Here is a 17,455-nt window from a genome sequence, read left to right on the forward strand (position 1 = left end):
AAAATAAAGAAATCCCTCATCTCTTCCTGTCCATGCACGAGCCCAGCCCGCACAGGAGCAGTATCGGGACGTCCTCAAGACCGATTTTGCCCTCGATAATCTTTTTCTTGACGACCTCTCTGAGACTCACCATTGCTCTCACCTCTCCGGCGGGGAGGGCCATCGCTTCTTAAATTTTTGTGACTGAAAACAAGTATCAATGGATACAAAAGTGCATTGAGAAATGGAAAATGTGTTGAGTAGTGCATTCGGCCGCTTCCCGGCCACGGGTTCAAAGCACTATTAGCTCCCGCTCCGCCTTTGTTAGCCTCTTTCCCCTACCACTCAATACAACAACGTCGTCCTCTATCCTGACACCTCCGAGACTGGGGACGTAGATGCCGGGCTCTATTGTGAAAGTCATGCCGTTTTCGAGGACTGTCTCTTCGGTGGGGCCGATGTACGGCTCCTCGTGGACGTCCAGGCCAAGACCGTGCCCGGTTCTGTGGGTGAAGTATTTGCCGTAGCCGGCCCTTGCTATCGTGTCCCGCGCGGCCCTGTCAACTTCCTTTGCCTTTACTCCTTCCCTTACGGTCTGAAACGCGTTTTCCTGAGCCTCCCAGACAACCTCGTAAATCTTGATGAGCTTTTCATCTGGCTGTCCGAGGGCTATCGTCCTCGTTATGTCCGAGCAGTAGCCCTTCCATTTTGCACCGTAGTCGAGCACCACCATGTCTCCTTTCCGTAGTTTTCTGTCCCCCGGCTCGTGGTGGGGATTGGCACCGTTCTCACCGGAAGCGACTATCGGCTCGAAGGAGATTCCGTCCGAGCGTTCCCTTATCGCGAGCTCTATCTTTAGGGCGAGCTCTCTCTCAGTCATCCCAACCAAATCCCAGCTCAGGATTTCGTTGAAAACCTCGTCTACGACCTTTGCCGCCCTCTCCATGAGCCTGATTTCATCGTCGTCTTTTCGCATTCTCAGTTCCTTCATAACGATGCTGAGGGGATAAGGCCTCATTCTGACAGTTCTGCTGATTTCTATGAGCCAGTCTGCGCGCATTGTGTTCTCAATCAGGAGTTTTCCATCGCTCAGGCTCAGGTCGTGCATAATCGTTGCGAGCTTTGCATAGGGGTTCTCCCCGTCGCGCCAGAACGTAACAGGAACGTCCTCAATAACGTTCTCGTAGAGGCTCGGTGCGAGGATGTGGAAGTCCCCTTTCGGGTTTACTGCGAGAATGGTCGGCCTCTCGCCTGCTTCGTGGATTCTAATGCCAGTCAGATAGTAAAAGTTCGAGCCGGGACTTATAAGCGCCCCATCGAAGTCTCTCTCTTTCATTACTTTTGCGAACTTCTCGATCCGCATACGACCACCTTTTAGTTATTTCTCTTCAGGCCTTAAACAATTTTCTGCCATCTTTCTCAATCTCTACCGCGGCAAGTGCCACGAGAAGGCCTGCCACTGCGTCCCATACCCAGTGCTCCCCAAGGAAAACCGTCGAGGGTGGGACGAGCGCAAGAAAGATTGCCAGGGGTATTGCGTCCTTTCTTTTTGTCTCCAGAACCGAAAACAGGCCTATGAACGCCAGTGTGCAGTGGGGCGACGGGAAGACGAACTCCGGTCTTGCCGTCCAGTCGTTGGGCGCGTAGCGTTCCGGGAGGACGTAGACGACATGGGGGGCGTGGACGTGGAATATCAGGAAGGATATTGCCAGTATCCCGAAGCCGAGTGCGAACCTGGTGGCGAGCCGTCTGGCTTTCTCCTGCTGGGTGAGGACAAAATAGAGCGCCGGCAACCAGAAGCTGCCTGCAAAGCCCGCCCTGTAAATCGCCCTCATGAAGGCGTGGAATGCCCTGTGTGAGACCGTCCAGCTGACGAGGGAGTACTCGAAGTGGTATGACGTCAGCGGGAGCTTGAGGAAGTGCGGGAGTATATCAACGCTCCAGCGACCTATGTACGGGTAAACCAGGGCGTAGGCGTACCAGGAGATATAAACGATAATGAACGGGACGAGGCGTCTGAGTTTTTCTCTGACCATCATATCCAGTTAATCCGCAACCCTTAAAAACTAACCCTCGAAACTCGACCGACTGGGCGGGTTCGCCCGCGGGATGTTCCGCTCTGCGGAGAACCACAAACAGGGAAGAGGTGAAAGAGATGGGAATGTACAAGTACATTAGGGAAGCCTGGAAGAGCCCCAAGAAGAGCTACGTGGGAGAGCTCCTCAAGAAGAGGATGGTTAAGTGGAGGAGAGAGCCCGTTGTCGTTCGCGTTGAGAGGCCGACGAGGCTTGACCGCGCCCGTTCGCTCGGCTACCAGGCCAAGCAGGGCTACGTCATCGTTCGCGTTAGGGTTAGAAGAGGAGGAAGGAAGAGGCCCCGCTGGAAGGGCGGAAGGAAGCCGAGCAAGATGGGTATGGTCAAGTACTCGCCGAAGAAGAGCCTCCAGTGGATAGCCGAGGAGAAGGCCGCGAGAAAGTTCCCGAACCTCGAGGTTCTCAACTCCTACTGGGTTGGCGAGGACGGAATGTACAAGTGGTTTGAGGTCATAATGGTCGACCCGCACCACCCGGTCATAAAGAGCGACCCGAAGATAGCCTGGATTGCCCTCAAGCCCCACAAGGGTAGGGTCTTCCGCGGACTCACCAGCGCCGGCAGGAAGAGCCGCGGCCTGAGGAACAAGGGTAAGGGTGCCGAAAAGGTCAGGCCCAGCGTGAGGGCCAACAAGGGTAAGGGCAAGTGATGTTGTTATTCTTTTTTTGAGTTTTTTGAAATTATTTCAACATGTACACCTTTTTCTAGCCGAATTACCAAGGTGTTGATGGTTGTATAATATAGAATTTTCTTCGAGCGTGTGCAATATTTTTTGCTCAAAACCCCTGTTTCAACCATTTTTTCGAGTTCTCTGTATATGCTTTCCCTGCGAAGAGGTTTATAGCGCTGTGAGTACTCTCTAAATACTTCTGCGGCGGAGAGCTCACCTTTCTCGGATATTATTTCCAAAAGCTCTATCCGCGTTTCAGAGGACAATGATTTTAGTAATCTAGCTATAGTTTTTGCATCATTCATACTACATCAATGTTCTTTCTTATTGTGACCTTTTTGTAATTTTGTTGTTTTTCTTGTTAACATGTTTCGTGCATTGTCAAAAAAATCTCATATAATCCCTTTCGCACATAGTAATATATGACGACTCGAAAAAACAATGCTCCCAAATTTAGAAATTCTGGATTTGCAATACGTTGGCACCAGGGTAGATGGGCAGAAGAAAAAGTCTACGAGTCAATAAACAGTACTGGTACCCTTGTGGCACTGTACTATGGCCGTTCGGGGGTAGGCCCTTCAGATAAGTCGAAAGTGTCTGAGTATTGGCAGGAGTATAAGTCTATAGAAAAATATGGAAAACGTCCCGACATCCTCGTATTCAAACGAGAAGTATATGAGGATCTAAAAAATGAGCTCCCCGAGGATCTAACTGTTGTTCCTGAAGATGACATTGAAGATATTGTTAAAAAGAGTCTTGGTGGGATAGAGGTCGAAATGAGCATGTGGATATCTTCTAAAATGCCGGACTATGGAAAACCAATCACAAAAAAGAACATGACACTGCCAACAATTTGGATTAAGGTAGAAGATTTACCCGGATTAGTACAATGGAAAGAACACTACAACAAGCCCATTTATTCGGTTCAGGTCTTCTTGGATCAGGCATTCATGGTGTCTTTTGATTGGGTATTGGATACACTAAATAACTATGGAGTCCCTATCCTTAACGACACAAAACTCAGGGAACTATTCCAGCGAGAGAAAGGCAAACGGAATGGAGTACTGTCACAGTTATGGAAAAACAAGGGGATACTCTTAACTGTTCAGAAGTATGGTGATAGACCTGCAGACTCTTCGGAATCTCTTAAAGCCGTTTTGAGGGTTGCATATAGCTCGGGGGTTAAATTTGGTGTTTTCACGAAGAAACCTCAATTTAAGGCTGGTATCATTGAACAGTCGAATGGTCAGATTATACCCTTTGTAAAGCCTGTAGGGGGTATTTTAAAAATGACAGAAGAAGCAGAAAAAGTGTTCTTAGGGTGTGGTTAGATTGACAAGAACTACATTTCTTTGTTATTCAACTTTTTGTGTTTTTCAAAAATTTCAAATAATGTTTTTTGATTAGATTTTTGTTTAGAGGAGATACTATTGTCCAAAATTTCTGGGGGCAGTAATATCTTATCTAATTCACGAGGCTCAAGTTTTATCGTATTCTCTCCATAATTTTTACTAGTAGCTCTGAGTTGCTCTTGAACTTCTTCTCCATTTAAGAATTTGACAATATTAACTAACGTCTCGCGAGACAATTTAATCTTGGGATATAGGCATAGGAACGAATTAAGGGGCACGACTTTGGCATCATTCAATACAAACTTTGGCCTGCCTCTGGAGAGGTACGATACGAAAATCGCGGGGGGATCCCTTTTTTCGAGTTTATACCAAGGATTCCTAGTTTTTACTAGGCTTCTTTGAGGAATCCCTTCCTCTTCGCCTCGTTTGATGTATTTTCTAACGTTTATGTCGTGTTCCCCTTTTGTTAAGTCAATTAAATATACTTTTTTCCCCTTGTTTTTTAGATTTTCCCAATCTTCTTTTGTGAATATCATACCCTTAACGTCTCTTGATCGCGAGATTGCAGGGATTGCTATATCACGTGGGAGACCAAATTTTCTCAGTTCTTCCTCAGACAACAAAAAGTAAGAATTTGCTCCTGTAGCCACTCCGCGCATTATTTTAAATACTTCTTTAAGCGGAATACCCTCAAAAGAAAGGTTGGCTTCATATACGAGCATAGTCCAGTATGCATCGTTGGATAATTTTTTTACGTCAATGTTCTTTTTTAGTTGTATCTCTATTTTATTATTGATCTTGCACAAATTCATTGATATCTTATCTGGCTTATTTAAAGAATCAAAATACGAAATAACTGCTCCCACGTCGGCATCGGGAAATACATTCTGGTTATCAAATATGTCGAGTCTCTTTGGATACATTTCTGATGTTATAATGAACTTTTTGACTCTTCTCGCAGAAATTGAGTCATATATAAGACGAGGAGTAATTATAGTAGCATACTTCCACAGTCTTTGATGTCCAAGTATGTTAAGAACAAAATACACAAACAAGCTAGATTTTTTGGGGGGTGTAATTCTGATTTTGTTTTTAATGTTTTCCAAATATACCTCTTTCAGATCCCCTAGGGCATGATGTCTGGTATAGGGGGGATTAGAGATCCATAAATCTGCAGAAGGGAGATCTTTTTTTAGCAGGAAATCTCCAAGAATTAACTTATATTTTCTGAATGGATATTTAGTTAGTTGGTATCGCAAAATATCTAGTAAAATTGGTGATTTTTCAATACCATAGTAGTGTTTAATGCCTAATGTATATCCCTTCTTCAAAAATGCACCTCCTCCAGAACCGACATCAAAAATCGAGGTTATTTTCTCAGAAGACTCGGCTATAGTTTGAGCTATCATCCATTCCGCAATCCTATCCGGGGTCCAGAACTGTCCCCATGCTCGCCTTGACGTCACGTTTAGAATGTTTATGTACAAATCTGCAGGATCGACATTATGTATCCGTGCTTTTATCTGTTCTACACTCGTTCTGTCAACTATTGCTGGGAGTTTTTTCCTAATTTCTAGTAGCTCTAAAATATATGGGCGTTCTTGTTCATGAAATGATTGAAGATCGACTTCAAAATCTCTTATTCCATAGTTATCTGCAATTTCTTTAGACACTAACCACAAAGATAATAGTTTAGGATTGCTCTTTACTGCTCTGTACGCTTCAGGTACTTTTGATGTGGTCATTGTACCTCACAGCGAGGAATGCATTATGGCATTTAAATGTTGTTGTTTTATTTGTACTATCTTCTTCTGAAGCCGTTCTTGGTGTTCTTCTGAAAGTTTTGATGTCTCTCGATAGGTATGTATTTAGGCTGACCGTCCGTGCCCCCGGAGTGCCACTCACCTTTTTAAATCCCTCCTCCAAAGGAGTTCTGGTGGGAGAAGATGACGCTCAGGGCACACCACGTCAGGATTACCACGTTCATCCAGGCAACTGAAGATGAGGACAAGGTTCTTGAGGCGATAGGGACGTTCATTCCCGAGGAAATCGACGACGAGGACATTCACTTCGACATCCTTGAGACGGAGGGCTTTTTCGGGAACCCGATTAAGGTCGTTAACGTCGAGATAAAGAGGAGCAAAGCTGTGAGGGCTTTCCTCAGGCACTTCAAGGAGCTCCTTGACGAGGAAGCAAAGCGCTACATCCTTGAGAACCTTGAGGAGAAGGTTGACGAAGAGGGGACGCTCTACGTCCGCTTCAACAAGCAGAAGGCGTACCTCGGCGAGCCCGAGATAGACGAGGGCGGCGACACGATTCAGGTCAAGATAAAGGTCAAGGCCTTTCCGATGAGGAAAGAGGCCGTCGTTAAGTCAGTCATGGAGTGGCTGGAGGACGGGGAATGAGCGAGGAAGTCTCGTTTTCAAGGGACTACTTCATCGAGATGGACGTGAGAAGCGAGGAAGCCTACGAGCTGGCCAGCGAGTGGTTTGACGAGGTGGTCTTCACCAAAAAGCTCGTCCTCGACCGCGAGCCCGACTGGGACTCGCTCAAGGAGGAGCTCCGGGAGCTGAGGAAGGCCTACGGGAAGGTGGCCGTCCTGTTGGTCACCAAAAAGCCGAGCCTCGTGCGCGAGTTCAAGAGCAGAAACCTGAAGGCCCTGCTCTACGTTCAGGGCGGGGACATGAGGGTCAACAGGATGGCAATAGAGGCCAAGGCAGATGCCCTTATAAGCCCCTGGCTCGGCAGGAGGGACTACGGCTTCGACCACACTTTAGCGGGAATGGCCGGGAGAAGGGGCGTTGCCATAGGGTTTTCGCTCTCCCCGCTTTTGCGGGCTGGCCCGTATGAGCGGGCGCTGATGCTTCGCTTCATGGCAAAGGCCTGGGAGCTCGTCAGGAAGTACCGCGTGCCCCGGTTCATCACCAGCTCGGCGGAGAGCAAATGGGAAGTCCGCGGGCCGAGGGACTTGATGAGCCTTGGAATAAACATAGGAATGGAAATTCCGGAGGCCAGGGCGAGCCTGAACTTCCATCCGAGGAAGATTTTATCCGGGGTCTGAGCCGGGGCGGATTCTGCTTCTCATGCCTTCATCACCAAATTGCAATTTTGGCAGAAATTATTTCTAATTTTGGCATTTGTGTGTTAAAATCCAGTGGGAAAAGAAAGCTTGACTTGTCTTTTCTGTGACTTTTCAAAGTTGTATAACTCTCAAGAATATTTAGTGTCTAAGAATATGTCGAAAAATATATAAATTGGGCCCCTTATTCTGTGTCGGTGATTGCATGAGACCCCTCCACGAGCCGGTCTACGTTACGGCGGTGTTCAGGCAGGCAGGTGAAACGGAGCTCTCAGACAGGGGCTTTGACCTGAAGTACAGCAGGGAAGAGAACCCCACCGTCAGGGTTCTCGAAAAGAGCGTCTCCCTGCTTGAGGGCGGGCGCGATGCCCTGGCTTTCAACAGCGGAATGGGGGCAATAAGCTGCCTCTACCTGTCCCAGCTTTCAGCGGGAAGCGAGGTCGTCGTCCCGATGGAGGCCTACGGCACGACGGTTCAGCTTGCGGAGGAGCTCGGCAAGTTCGGGGTTCGGGTCAAACTTGCCTATCCGAGTGCAGAGGCCATAGCCGAGGCGATTGGGGAGAACACGTCCCTCGTGCTCCTTGAAACGGTGACAAACCCTACGCTGAAGGTGATAGACGTCCCCGAAGTCATAAAGAGGGCGCGGGAAGTTGGGGCGAAGGTCGTCGTTGACAACACATTCTCGCCTACAGTCTTCCACCCGCTCAAGGCAGGCGCCGACGGGGTCGTCCACAGCCTCACGAAGTACATCGCCGGCCACAACGACGTCCTTGGAGGGGCGATAGTCCTCGGGAGCCTTGACGTCTCCGGACTCTGGCACTGGCGCAGGAGGCTGGGCTCAATAATCCAGCCATTGGATGCGTGGCTCGTCGTGAGGGGTATGAAGACCCTTGAAGTCCGCTTTGAGAGGCTGAGCAGAAACGCACTTGCAGTGGCCGAGTTCCTGAGCGAGCACCCCAGGGTGCGGGAGGTGCACTATCCCGGCCTTAAAGAAGACCCCCACCACGAAACCGCGCGGAGGCTCTTTGAGAGGCCCCTCTACGGTGGTGTGGTCTCTTTCAAGCACGCGGGCGGAAAGGGGGGTGCGGTGGGCTTTCTCCGCTCCCTGAGAAAGATATTCCCGTCCCCCTCACTTGGGGGCGTTGAAAGCATTGCTTCCTACCCCGTCATGAGCGCGGCCAAAACAATGCCCCCGGAGCGGAGGGAGCTTCTCGGAATCACAGACGACCTTGTGCGTCTATCAATCGGCATTGAAGATGTCGACGAGCTGATAGAAGACATTGACAGAGCGTTGGGGAGGTGATGGAGCTCAGGGTGTACACTTGTCCAAAGAAGCTCCTCAACGGCCCCTGCGGGGGAGTTGTTGAGGGGAGGTGCGAAGCAACCGGGGAACCCTGCCCTTGGAAGGGCGTAATCGAGCGCCTATCCCCGCTTGAGCAGGAGATGCTCTTTGACGAGCACCCCCTCCTGGCCCAGCTGGAGAGGCTGGTTGACTCCGACCCAGGGCCCGCGGACTCGTCCCTCTGGGAGAAGGTCACCCGCGGCAAGGTGCTCACGGTGGAGTTCCCGGTCAGGGCAGTACGCTCGGAGGGGGACATACGCAGGCTCGCCGCCGCGGTGGAGGCCGACCTCTTTACCGTGCCCGACAACCCGCTCGGCTACCCGCACTTCGACCCGGTGGCCTTCGGCACCCGCCTGAAGGACGTTGCCCCCTGCCTCGGCGTGATGCCTCACATAACAGCCAAGGACAGGAACCTGTCGGCGCTGGCGTCGGAGCTCAGGACCGCTCATGTCTTCGGCTTCGAGGCGGTTCTGCTCACGACGGGCGACTGGCCAGGCCTTTCAATGCCCAGCAGGCCGGTCTTTGACCTGGACTCGGCCAACCTGATCAGGCTTGCAAGGATAGTCTTTGCCGGTGTGCTTCCCCCAGGGGAGCGCGTTCCGGTGGGGGGCCGTCCGATAGTCGCGGGGGCGATGAACCCGCACTACCGGCCGAGGGTCGAGGCGAGGAGGCTCCTCAGGAAGCTAATCGCGGGTGTGGAGGTCTTTTTCACCCAGGTGGTCGCGAGGAAGGAAAGCGTCTGGGCGGTCTCAGAGGTGCTTGAAGAAGTCAGAAGGGTCTACGAATCTGACGTTCCGGTCGTCGTCTCCCTAGTCTACCCCCTGCGGCAGGATATGAAGCCCTTCCTCGAAAGAATGGGCATTCCAACGGGAGACGACACGTTTGAGGGGCTCCTTGAGGAGGTCAAGGCGCTCGACGTGAAAGGGGGAATCAACCTGATTGTGGTTTCGAGGACCGCCGATGAGTGGGTCGAGCTCTGGGGCGAGGCAAGAGAACTGGTTAAGGAGGTGTTGGAATGATAGTCCCCGCTCTGATTGGTAGCCTTCCGAGGCCTGTTTCACTGGCAAAGAAGATAGAGCAGTACTCAATAGGCAGGCTTAGCGAGGAGAAGCTTGAGGAGGCCTACGTGGAGCACACAAGGCGTGCGTTTGTAAAGCTGAAGGATGCAGGCATAAAGGTAATCACCGACGGCCTCTACCGCTGGGACGACATATTCAACCCGCTGATAGGGTTCATAGACGGCGTTGAGGTCAACGGGCTCTTCAAGTTCTACGAGAACAACTTCTTCTACCGCTCCCCGGTGGTTAGGGGCGAGCTCTCGCTGAGGGAGAACCCGATTCCTGAGTGGCTCAACACGGCGCTTGGAATAAAAGAGGAGGTCTACCCTGAGGCCACCCTCAAGGCGGTTTTGCCCGGCCCAGTGACCCTGGCGTACCACTCCATAAACGAGGCCTACAAGAGCCTTGACGAGCTGGCCGAGGCCTACGCCGGAGTCCTGGCCGAGCTCATAAAGGAGCTGCCGGTCGGGCTCGTTGAACTCCAGGAGCCCGTCCTGGCGGCCGAGCTCTCAAGGGCCACGAGGGAGAAGAGCGATTCCGTGTCCAGAGAAACCGCGAAGAGGCTTATAGAAGACCTCTCCCGCAGGAAGGAGCTGTGGGTGGTTACCTACTTCGGAACCCCGCGCGTTCTGCCGGAGGGTGTAATCGTAAACTTTGACCTCGTTGAGGGCTCGGTTCCGGAGAGGTTCCAGGGACGGCCCGCCCTTGGAATAGTGGACGCGAGGAAGACGAAGATGGAGCGGCGTGACAGGCTCGTGGACAAGCTCAAACCGTTCCTCAGGAGGTATCGGGAGCTTTACGTCACTCCGAACACGCTCCTCGACTTCCTCCCGGAGAGCGTCGCATGGAGGAAGCTGAAGCTCCTTGGAAAGCTCGGAGGTGAGTGAGGTGGAACTTCCAATCCTTCCCACAAGCGTCATAGGGAGCTATCCAAAACCGAGGTGGCTCCTCAGGATATACAGCCTCTACGAGCTCGGCAGGCTCCAGGAGGAGGACTTCAGGGAGGCGATAAGGGACGCGAGCGTTGCCGTACTGAGGGAGCACGAGAGGGCCGGTATAGACATCCCCTGGGACGGTGAGATGGGCAGAAGCGAGATGACCGAGCACTTTACGGCCAGGATATCGGGCTTCAAGTTCTACGGCCCGGTGAGGGTCTGGGGCAACGCCTACTTCAACAAGGCGGCGGCCGTCTCAAAGCTTGAGTACAGCGAGCCCCTTGTGCTCGACGAGTTCCGCTGGATTAAGGCCAACACCACGAGGGAAGTCGTCAAAGTCCCGATAACCGGCCCGTACACGATAGCCGAGTGGAGCTTCAACGAGTACTATTCGAGCAAGGAAGAGCTGGCCTTTGAGCTCGCGGGGATACTCAACAAGGAATTCAAGCTCCTTGAGAGGGAGGGGGCGAAGTTCATTCAGCTCGACGAACCCGCGATGCTCAACCACCCCGACGAGGTTCCGATAGCGGTTGAGGCTATCAACAGGGCCGTGAAGGGCGTTAACATGAAGTTTGGACTCCACGTCTGCTACTCCAACTACAACCTCCTCGCCGACTACTTCGATGAGATTAACGTCTCCCAGTTTGCCCTTGAGTTCGCCAACAGGGGCTTCCGCGACATGGAGTTCCTGAGGAAGCTCACCCACGGGGAGCTTGGTTTCGGTGTCGTTGACGTGCACAACCCGCGCGTTGAGAGTCCCGAAGAGGTCGCGAGGGCAATCAGAAAGGTCATGGGGTACGTCGAGCCTGAGCGGCTGTACGTAAACCCAGACTGCGGACTGAAGCTCCTCGACAGGAGGATAGCGTACCAGAAGCTCGTGAACATGGTCAGGGGCGTTGAGATAGTCAGGCGGGAGCTTAAGAGGGCTGGGAGGGAAACAATCCCCTTCAGGAGGTCCGCCTGATGCTCTGCTCCGGAAAGAGGCTCGTGGTCAAGTTCGGTGGGAGCTCGGTGGCGGGTCATTTTGACTCGGCGGTCTCCTTCGCCGCCCGCCTGTGGGATGCGGGAGAGGTGGCCGTGGTCGTCTCCGCTCTGAAATGGGTTACCGACGCCCTCATCAGGCTGGCAAAAACTGGGAAGGGCCTCGATGAGATAATCCAGAGGCACAGGGAATTCGCGAGGGCGCACGGCCTTGACCCCTCCATTTTTTCTCCCTTCTTCAGGGAGCTGAAGGAGGCCGTTAGGTCAAGGGGCTCGTTTCCCGGCGAGAGGGCCTTTCTCGACCACGTGCTATCATTCGGCGAGCTGCTCTCCGCGAGGGCCTTCGCAGAAGCCCTCTCCGCGAGGGGCGTGCCCGTTGTCATTTTCGCCCCGTGGGAGGTCATAGCTACGGACGGCAACTTCGGAAACGCCAGGGTCAGCCTGAGGGGGACCCTGTCCCGGAGCGCCCAGGTGAGGGAGGCCGTAGAGGAGGGGTTTGTGGCCGTGGTGCCGGGTTTCGTCGGTGGCTACCGCGGCTACAGGACTACCCTTGGGAGGAACGGAAGCGACTACACGGCCTCCGTCCTGGGGGAGGCGATAGGCGCGGACGCTGTTCTAATAATGGGCGATGTTGATGGAATCTACACCGCCGACCCCCGGAGGGTTCCCTTTGCCCGTCCAGTGCCGTTTGTCTCGAAGGAAAAGGTGAGGGTGGCCTCCGCCCTTGGAATGAGGGCACTGCACCCAGGCGCTACCGAGTTTGGAGTCCCCCTGCTTATCGGGAGAACCGAGGACTGGGTCTTCTCCACAATCGTGGGCACCTCCGACTCTGGGATGCCGATTATAACGTACACGGGAGATGACGGCCTTTTCAGGGTCTCGGTCGTTGGGGCGGATGCGGTTTACGGGTACAGCGGCGAGACCTTCGAGATTGACGGTGTAAGGGTCGTGTCCTTCTGGGTTGAGGGCCGCTCCCTTGGAGGCTTCCTGAACTCCCTCCACTGGAACCTGCTGGGTGCGAGGAGACCAGTGCCTCTGGAGGTGGTGTAATGCGCGTCCGCGTCCACGCGAGCATAGCGAACTTCGGGCCGGGGTTCGACGTGTTCGGCGTCGGTGTTGGGGCTCCCTATGACGAGCTCACCTTCAGGGAGTCCAACGAGTGGGAGGTGAGAGTTAATGGGTTCAGTGTCCCCTCAGATGGCAGAAACGTCGCGGTGGTCTCCGCGAAGGCCCTGGCTTCTCTCGTCGGGGAGGAGCTTGCGCTCAAACTGGAGCTCAGGAAGGGTGTACCTCCTGCCGGTGGCCTTGGAAGCTCCGGGGCCTCGTCCCTCGCGGGGGCCCTGGCGGCTGCCAGGACGCTGGGCGTCGAGGACGAGCGCCTTATCCTGAGGGCGGCAATGGAAGGCGAGAGGCACGCCGCGGGAAGCGCCCACGCCGACAACGTTGTTCCCGCCTACTACGGGGACTTCACGCTCATAACGTCAACCGCGCCCCTCCAAGTGATGAGGGTTCCCGTGGACTTCGACGTTGTCATCGTCCTCCCGCACCTCAAAATCCCCACCAGAAAGGCCAGAGAGGTTCTCCCGGGGAGCGTCCCGCTGGATACCGCCGTCAGGGCCATCTCACTCGCCAGCTCCCTCGTTCTGGCGCTTAGGGAGGGGGACCTTCCCGCCGTGGGCCGCCTCCTTGACGACCCGGTGGCGCTTCCGTACCGGAAGAGGCTCATGCCGTGGTACGACCGGGTTAGGGAAGCGGCCCTCGAAGCGGGGGCGTACGGGCTTTCGGTCTCGGGCTCAGGCCCCGCAGTGTTCGCGCTTGGGGAGGATCCGGAGGACATAGGTGAGGCCGTTGCGGGGGCTTTTGCGGAGATGGGTGTTGCTTCGGACGTCTACGTTACGAGGGCAGGTGTTGGAGCAGTGTGGTAGGTGATGCCCGTGAAGGTCGCCGTCCTTGGTGCGACGGGAATGGTTGGAAGAACGTTCGTGAGGCTCCTTGAAGGTCATCCCTGGTTCAGGGTCGAGAAACTCGTCGCGTCGGAGCGCTCTGCGGGGAGGCCCTACGGTGAGGTCGTTGAGGACTCCCCGGACGAGTTCAGGGGGCTCGAAATAGTCTCCCTTGGGGAGTTCCTTGAAGACCCCGGCGTTGACCTCGTCTTCAACGCCCTTCCCGCTTCCCTCTCGCGGGAGGTTGAAGAAAAGCTCGCGGAGGAAATCCCGGTCTTCACCAACGCGAGGGCACACCGCTACGACGAGGACGTGCCGATACTCGTCCCCGAGGTCAACCCCGACCACCTGGGGCTCGTTGAGGTTCAGCGCGAGAGGCGGGGCTGGGAGGGCTTCATAGTGACGAACCCAAACTGCTCCACCGCGGTTCTGACGGTCTCCCTCGCTCCACTTCGGGAGTTCGGGATACGAAGAGTCCACGTGGCCACGATGCAGGCGGTGAGCGGTGCCGGCTTCTCGGGCCTCCCCGCGCTGGCAGTTCACGACAACGTGATTCCATTCATAAGCGGTGAGGAGTGGAAGATTGAGAACGAGAGCAGAAAAATCCTCGGGCGGATAAAGGGTGGAAAGATAGAGCCGGCGCCCTTTGAAGTCTCCGCAATAGCGACGCGCGTTCCGGTTCTGCACGGCCACACTGAGGCGGTCTTTGTAGAGCTTGCTCGCGGGAGCGTAGAAGACGTGAGGGAAGCCTTTGAGTCGTTTGACCCTCTTGGGAGGCTCGGCCTTCCGAGCTACGAGAAGCCCCTTATCTACACGGAAGTGCCCCAGCCGAGGCTCCACAGGGATCGGGGCAGGGGGCTGACCGTTGCCGTGGGGCGGCTGGAGAAAAGCGGCCGGGTCTTCAAGTACGTTGTTACCGGTCACAACCTCGTCCGCGGGGCGGCGGGAGGCTCTCTGCTCAACGCGGAGCTGGCTGTGAAGCTTGGATACATTTGAGAAAAAAAGGAAAAGCTCAGCCTTCCAGCGCCGGAAAGTAGTCCGGCTCATAATCCTGGAGCCTTCCATCAAGGTAATCTTCGTAGCCCTTCAGGTCGAGCAGACCGTGACCGCTCAGGTTGAAAAGTACTACCTCCGCCTTTCCTTCCTCCTTCGCTTTCAACGCCCTGTCTATGGCAGCCTTTATGGCGTGTGAGCTCTCCGGGGCGGGGATTATTCCCTCCGTCTTCGCGAACAGCTCGGCAGCTTGGAAGACCTCGTTCTGGTGGTAAGCGACTGGCTTGACGATGCCATGATTTATCAGGACACTCAGCGTTGGAGCTAAGCCGTGGTAGCGAAGCCCTCCAGCGTGAATCGGTGGGACGTAGTAGGTGTGGCCGAGTGTGTGCATCTTCATCTTTGGAGTGTAACCGCCGGAGTCGCCGAAGTCGTACTTGTAAACCCCGCGCGTCATGCTTGGGGCGGCCCTCGGCTCGACCGCTATGAACTCGTACTCTTTTTTACCGCTCAGAACGTCCCTCACGAAGGGATATGCTAATCCCGCGAAGTTGCTTCCACCTCCGACGCACCCGACTATAACGTCCGGCTCCTCGAACTCCTTCATCTGCTCCTGGGCTTCGAGGCCGATGACGGTCTGGTGCATGAGCACATGATTGAGAACGCTTCCGAGGGCGTAGCGGGCTTTTTCGTCCTTTAAAACGTCCTCAATGGCCTCGCTTATCGCTATTCCAAGCCCACCGGGGTGGTTCGGGTCTTCTGCGAGGAACTTCCTCCCGATCTCCGTCCTGTCGCTTGGACTTGGATAGATTTCGGCTCCATAGAGGCGCATTATCGTCTTCCTGTAGGGTTTCTGCTGGTAGCTCGCGCGCGCCATGTAAACGCGGACTTTCAGACCGAGAAGCGCCCCGGCGAGGCTCAAAGCAGTCCCCCACTGGCCGGCTCCAGTTTCAGTTACGAGCCTTTCGATGCCCTGCTCTTTAGCGTAGTAGGCCTGGGCTAAGGCCGTGTTTATCTTGTGGCTCCCGGTTACGGTTGCCCCCTCGTACTTGAAGTAAATCCTCGCGGGCGTTCCGAGGACCTTCTCGAGGTTTGTCGCGCGGAAAAGTGGTGTCGGCCTTCCAATCTTGGCGTAGAGCTCCCTGACTTCCTTCGGAATCTCAATGTGCCTTTCCGTGCTCATCTCCTGCTTCACGAGCTCCTCAGCGAAAATCCTCAACAGCTTCTCCGGCTCCATCGGCTCATCGGTCTCCGGGTCGAGGGGTGGAGCCAAGGGCTCAGGGAGGTCGGGTAGTATGTTGTACCACCTCTTGGGTATCTTCGAATCGGGCAGAACGGCTTTCATTCTACCACCTCCTCCGGTTTTAGGGTTTTGAGAAGTCCCAAAAGGCGAGGGAATAAGAGCGTGAGGACTAGGCCTGTGATGAGAGGACTTTCAGAACTGCCAAAAGCAACCCCTCCTCAGCTCAGCGCCAAAAACAATCCCGCCCAGAAGTTTTTGGACTAACACTCATCTCGAAGGGGAACCCGTCAAAGCCAAAAACAATCACTCCTGGCAATCATGGTGCATCGAAGTATGGGGATTGGACTGTCTTAAGTTCTTTTCGGTCGTTTTATTGATGATAAGACGAAGCTCACGTCTTTAGCTTCCCCTTTAACTGCCACGGCGACAAAGTATCCATCGCGTTCGAGGCAAATGGAAGTCGTTTCCTTGTTGGAAGTGTCGAGCAGGTAGCGGGCGTAGTCGCACTGTCCGCGAATTCCGTACACGAGAAGGGTCACGCTGACGTTCTTCTCACCCACAGATGTCAAAAACTCTTTTCCAGCGAGGGCCCAGAGCGCGGGTTCTCCGACAGGTTTCACGACAAAGCTCCCGTTGAGTTCCTTAATTACGGAGTTGAGCACCTCTTCAGGCGTCGGCTCGTGGACTTCGCGGGCGTTCTTCGTTCCACAGGGCGAAATCTTCTCCGCGGAGTTCTCAACTTTTCTGGTTTCCCCGCTTATAACGAGGATTTCCTTCCCCCTCAGGGAGACGTAGTGCGACTTTTCACCCCTCGTCCAGAGAGACCACCTGCAGTCCCCGCTTTCTCCCTCCGCCCTCTTGACGTATCCGGTTCCTTTGAGCTCGATTTCTATGGCCTTGTAGGTGTTCTTAACCCACTCGCCGGGCCAGTCAGATAGGTCGAGCTTTCCAACTCTGACGCTCCCGCTTGAGCTCCAGTTGAAGCGGTATCTCTCAAGGATTGGCGGCTCGCTGGCGTTCCAGAGGTAGTCGTCGTGCCAGCGGAGTGCGAACCTCTTGACGCCCCTGCAGGGGCCTCTTGCCGAGACTACCGCAAGACCGCCGCCGAGAATCCTTGTTTCGACCAGATATATGCATTCCTCGCCCTTGGCGAAGAGGGCGTCTCTCAGGATGTGGGAATACGTTCCGTAATCCTCCACAAGCTTGAGGTATCCCTCCGATTCGACGCGTTCCGTGGCCTCGCGGTAGGCATTGTCAGCCTTCTCCCGCGGTTCGTGGAGGGTAACAAAGTGGCCGATGAGGGGGAGCTCGACTATTGCCGACTTCCAAGCGACCCCATTGATGCTGATTGTTGAGCCTGCAAAGGGCTTGTTACATGAGTAAGCGAGCTTCCCACCGCTCAGTGGCCAGGTATTGCCCTCTCTCCCCCAACAACCAGTGACAAAGTGGAGACCAAACTCGACGTTCGGGCCCGTCACCGGGGGAGGTGTCAGTAGAATCACCAAAACGAACGAGACCGCAAAAAACGGCACGAGCATGCGGGGCCGTTTCGTGTAGTATCCCCGAAAGAGAATGGGCGGAACGAGGAAGGCGGAGATGAACAGAATGACGCCGATGAGGTGGTGGAGCTGAACCGCTATCCAGGCGAAAAACGATATGAGGGCTGAGGCCCCTACGGAGACGGCGAACTCCCTCATACACACCCCTTTATTTTCTACGACGGCTGGAGTTATAAGGTTTACAATCGCTTCAAATTACTTTGAAGCGTTCCACAAGGGTTATTAGTCGT

The 17,455-nt window shown here is 54.2% G+C and carries 17 protein-coding genes; 11 read left to right on the top strand and 6 right to left on the bottom strand.

Annotated elements, in window-relative coordinates; translation table 11 throughout:
- Positions 1 to 271 precede the first annotated feature (271 nt).
- Together TEU_RS05410 and TEU_RS05415 are read right to left on the bottom strand one after the other, a co-directional pair.
- Positions 272 to 1,342, bottom strand: a complete 1,071-nt coding sequence (locus TEU_RS05410; RefSeq protein ID WP_050002806.1) for a M24 family metallopeptidase — start codon at positions 1,340 to 1,342, stop codon at positions 272 to 274.
- Between the two features lie 25 nt (positions 1,343 to 1,367).
- A complete protein-coding gene (locus tag TEU_RS05415; RefSeq protein WP_050002807.1) occupies positions 1,368 to 2,015 on the bottom strand; it encodes a phosphatase PAP2 family protein in 648 nt (215 codons plus the stop codon).
- Between the two features lie 119 nt (positions 2,016 to 2,134).
- Here TEU_RS05415 and TEU_RS05420 point away from each other — a divergent pair, with 119 nt between their 5' ends.
- Positions 2,135 to 2,719: a 50S ribosomal protein L15e gene (locus TEU_RS05420; RefSeq protein ID WP_050002808.1), complete on the top strand. Its 585-nt coding sequence runs from the start codon at positions 2,135 to 2,137 to the stop codon at positions 2,717 to 2,719.
- Positions 2,720 to 2,724: 5 nt separating this feature from the next.
- Here the strand turns inward: TEU_RS05420 and TEU_RS11630 are convergent, their stop codons facing one another.
- Positions 2,725 to 3,045, bottom strand: coding sequence for a transcriptional repressor (locus tag TEU_RS11630; protein ID WP_144244825.1), 321 nt, complete (start codon positions 3,043 to 3,045; stop codon positions 2,725 to 2,727).
- A 117-nt stretch (positions 3,046 to 3,162) separates the two neighbouring features.
- Between TEU_RS11630 and TEU_RS05425 the strand changes: the two genes are divergently transcribed.
- Positions 3,163 to 4,071 (top strand): AccI family restriction endonuclease, encoded by a 909-nt coding sequence (locus tag TEU_RS05425; protein ID WP_081947207.1) that lies wholly within the window; start codon positions 3,163 to 3,165, stop codon positions 4,069 to 4,071.
- An 11-nt stretch (positions 4,072 to 4,082) separates the two neighbouring features.
- Here TEU_RS05425 and TEU_RS05430 read toward each other — a convergent pair whose 3' ends face one another.
- Complete coding sequence (locus tag TEU_RS05430; protein ID WP_050002810.1) at positions 4,083 to 5,837, bottom strand: N-6 DNA methylase; 1,755 nt, start codon at positions 5,835 to 5,837, stop codon at positions 4,083 to 4,085.
- A 201-nt stretch (positions 5,838 to 6,038) separates the two neighbouring features.
- On the opposite strand from TEU_RS05430, the gene TEU_RS05435 reads away from it, so the two are divergent.
- From TEU_RS05435 to asd, 9 genes are all read left to right on the top strand, one after another.
- Positions 6,039 to 6,497: an RNA-binding protein gene (locus TEU_RS05435; protein ID WP_050002811.1), complete on the top strand. Its 459-nt coding sequence runs from the start codon at positions 6,039 to 6,041 to the stop codon at positions 6,495 to 6,497.
- The gene (locus TEU_RS05440) at positions 6,494 to 7,153 is read left to right on the top strand and encodes a Ribonuclease P protein component 3 (protein WP_050002812.1); all 660 of its coding nucleotides are present in this window, start codon (positions 6,494 to 6,496) and stop codon (positions 7,151 to 7,153) included. The genes TEU_RS05435 and TEU_RS05440 overlap by 4 nt, the downstream gene beginning before the upstream one ends.
- 223 nt (positions 7,154 to 7,376) lie before the next feature.
- Positions 7,377 to 8,474 carry a cystathionine gamma-synthase family protein gene (locus TEU_RS05445; RefSeq protein WP_050002813.1) on the top strand — a complete coding sequence of 366 codons (1,098 nt, stop codon included), beginning with the start codon at positions 7,377 to 7,379 and terminating at the stop codon, positions 8,472 to 8,474.
- Positions 8,474 to 9,532, top strand: a complete 1,059-nt coding sequence (locus TEU_RS05450; protein ID WP_227738773.1) for a methylenetetrahydrofolate reductase C-terminal domain-containing protein — start codon at positions 8,474 to 8,476, stop codon at positions 9,530 to 9,532. The genes TEU_RS05445 and TEU_RS05450 overlap by 1 nt, the downstream gene beginning before the upstream one ends.
- Positions 9,529 to 10,458: a uroporphyrinogen decarboxylase/cobalamine-independent methonine synthase family protein gene (locus TEU_RS05455; protein WP_050002815.1), complete on the top strand. Its 930-nt coding sequence runs from the start codon at positions 9,529 to 9,531 to the stop codon at positions 10,456 to 10,458. Before TEU_RS05450 ends, TEU_RS05455 begins: the two co-directional genes overlap by 4 nt.
- Position 10,459: 1 nt before the next feature.
- Positions 10,460 to 11,470, top strand: a complete 1,011-nt coding sequence (locus tag TEU_RS05460; protein ID WP_050002816.1) for a methionine synthase — start codon at positions 10,460 to 10,462, stop codon at positions 11,468 to 11,470.
- Positions 11,470 to 12,537 carry an aspartate kinase gene (locus TEU_RS05465; RefSeq protein ID WP_050002817.1) on the top strand — a complete coding sequence of 356 codons (1,068 nt, stop codon included), beginning with the start codon at positions 11,470 to 11,472 and terminating at the stop codon, positions 12,535 to 12,537. The genes TEU_RS05460 and TEU_RS05465 overlap by 1 nt, the downstream gene beginning before the upstream one ends.
- Entirely contained in the window at positions 12,537 to 13,412 is an 876-nt protein-coding gene (locus TEU_RS05470; RefSeq protein ID WP_050002818.1) for a homoserine kinase, read from the top strand. Before TEU_RS05465 ends, TEU_RS05470 begins: the two co-directional genes overlap by 1 nt.
- Positions 13,413 to 13,421: 9 nt before the next feature.
- The gene (gene asd / locus TEU_RS05475; RefSeq protein ID WP_050002819.1) at positions 13,422 to 14,426 is read left to right on the top strand and encodes an aspartate-semialdehyde dehydrogenase; all 1,005 of its coding nucleotides are present in this window, start codon (positions 13,422 to 13,424) and stop codon (positions 14,424 to 14,426) included.
- Positions 14,427 to 14,442: 16 nt separating this feature from the next.
- Here asd and TEU_RS05480 read toward each other — a convergent pair whose 3' ends face one another.
- Entirely contained in the window at positions 14,443 to 15,768 is a 1,326-nt protein-coding gene (locus tag TEU_RS05480) for a TrpB-like pyridoxal phosphate-dependent enzyme (protein WP_050002820.1), read from the bottom strand.
- Between the two features lie 248 nt (positions 15,769 to 16,016).
- Positions 16,017 to 17,363, bottom strand: coding sequence for a hypothetical protein (locus tag TEU_RS05485; RefSeq protein ID WP_050002821.1), 1,347 nt, complete (start codon positions 17,361 to 17,363; stop codon positions 16,017 to 16,019).
- Positions 17,364 to 17,455 lie beyond the last annotated feature (92 nt).

The sequence above is a fragment of the Thermococcus eurythermalis genome, from assembly GCF_000769655.1.
Taxonomy (GTDB): domain Archaea; phylum Methanobacteriota_B; class Thermococci; order Thermococcales; family Thermococcaceae; genus Thermococcus; species Thermococcus eurythermalis.

Excerpts from the sequence above, each read along its gene's own strand:
- TEU_RS05480 (WP_050002820.1), bottom strand. The coding sequence starts at position 15,768 with ATGAAAGCCGTTCTGCCCGATTCGAAGATACCCAAGAGGTGGTACAAC.
- TEU_RS05425 (WP_081947207.1), top strand. The coding sequence starts at position 3,163 with ATGACGACTCGAAAAAACAATGCTCCCAAATTTAGAAATTCTGGATTT.
- TEU_RS05465 (WP_050002817.1), top strand. The coding sequence starts at position 11,470 with ATGCTCTGCTCCGGAAAGAGGCTCGTGGTCAAGTTCGGTGGGAGCTCG.
- TEU_RS05430 (WP_050002810.1), bottom strand. The coding sequence starts at position 5,837 with ATGACCACATCAAAAGTACCTGAAGCGTACAGAGCAGTAAAGAGCAAT.
- TEU_RS11630 (WP_144244825.1), bottom strand. The coding sequence starts at position 3,045 with ATGAATGATGCAAAAACTATAGCTAGATTACTAAAATCATTGTCCTCT.
- TEU_RS05420 (WP_050002808.1), top strand. The coding sequence starts at position 2,135 with ATGGGAATGTACAAGTACATTAGGGAAGCCTGGAAGAGCCCCAAGAAG.
- TEU_RS05440 (WP_050002812.1), top strand. The coding sequence starts at position 6,494 with ATGAGCGAGGAAGTCTCGTTTTCAAGGGACTACTTCATCGAGATGGAC.
- TEU_RS05450 (WP_227738773.1), top strand. The coding sequence starts at position 8,474 with ATGGAGCTCAGGGTGTACACTTGTCCAAAGAAGCTCCTCAACGGCCCC.
- TEU_RS05435 (WP_050002811.1), top strand. The coding sequence starts at position 6,039 with ATGACGCTCAGGGCACACCACGTCAGGATTACCACGTTCATCCAGGCA.
- TEU_RS05415 (WP_050002807.1), bottom strand. The coding sequence starts at position 2,015 with ATGGTCAGAGAAAAACTCAGACGCCTCGTCCCGTTCATTATCGTTTAT.
- TEU_RS05470 (WP_050002818.1), top strand. The coding sequence starts at position 12,537 with ATGCGCGTCCGCGTCCACGCGAGCATAGCGAACTTCGGGCCGGGGTTC.
- TEU_RS05455 (WP_050002815.1), top strand. The coding sequence starts at position 9,529 with ATGATAGTCCCCGCTCTGATTGGTAGCCTTCCGAGGCCTGTTTCACTG.
- TEU_RS05445 (WP_050002813.1), top strand. The coding sequence starts at position 7,377 with ATGAGACCCCTCCACGAGCCGGTCTACGTTACGGCGGTGTTCAGGCAG.
- TEU_RS05410 (WP_050002806.1), bottom strand. The coding sequence starts at position 1,342 with ATGCGGATCGAGAAGTTCGCAAAAGTAATGAAAGAGAGAGACTTCGAT.
- TEU_RS05485 (WP_050002821.1), bottom strand. The coding sequence starts at position 17,363 with ATGAGGGAGTTCGCCGTCTCCGTAGGGGCCTCAGCCCTCATATCGTTT.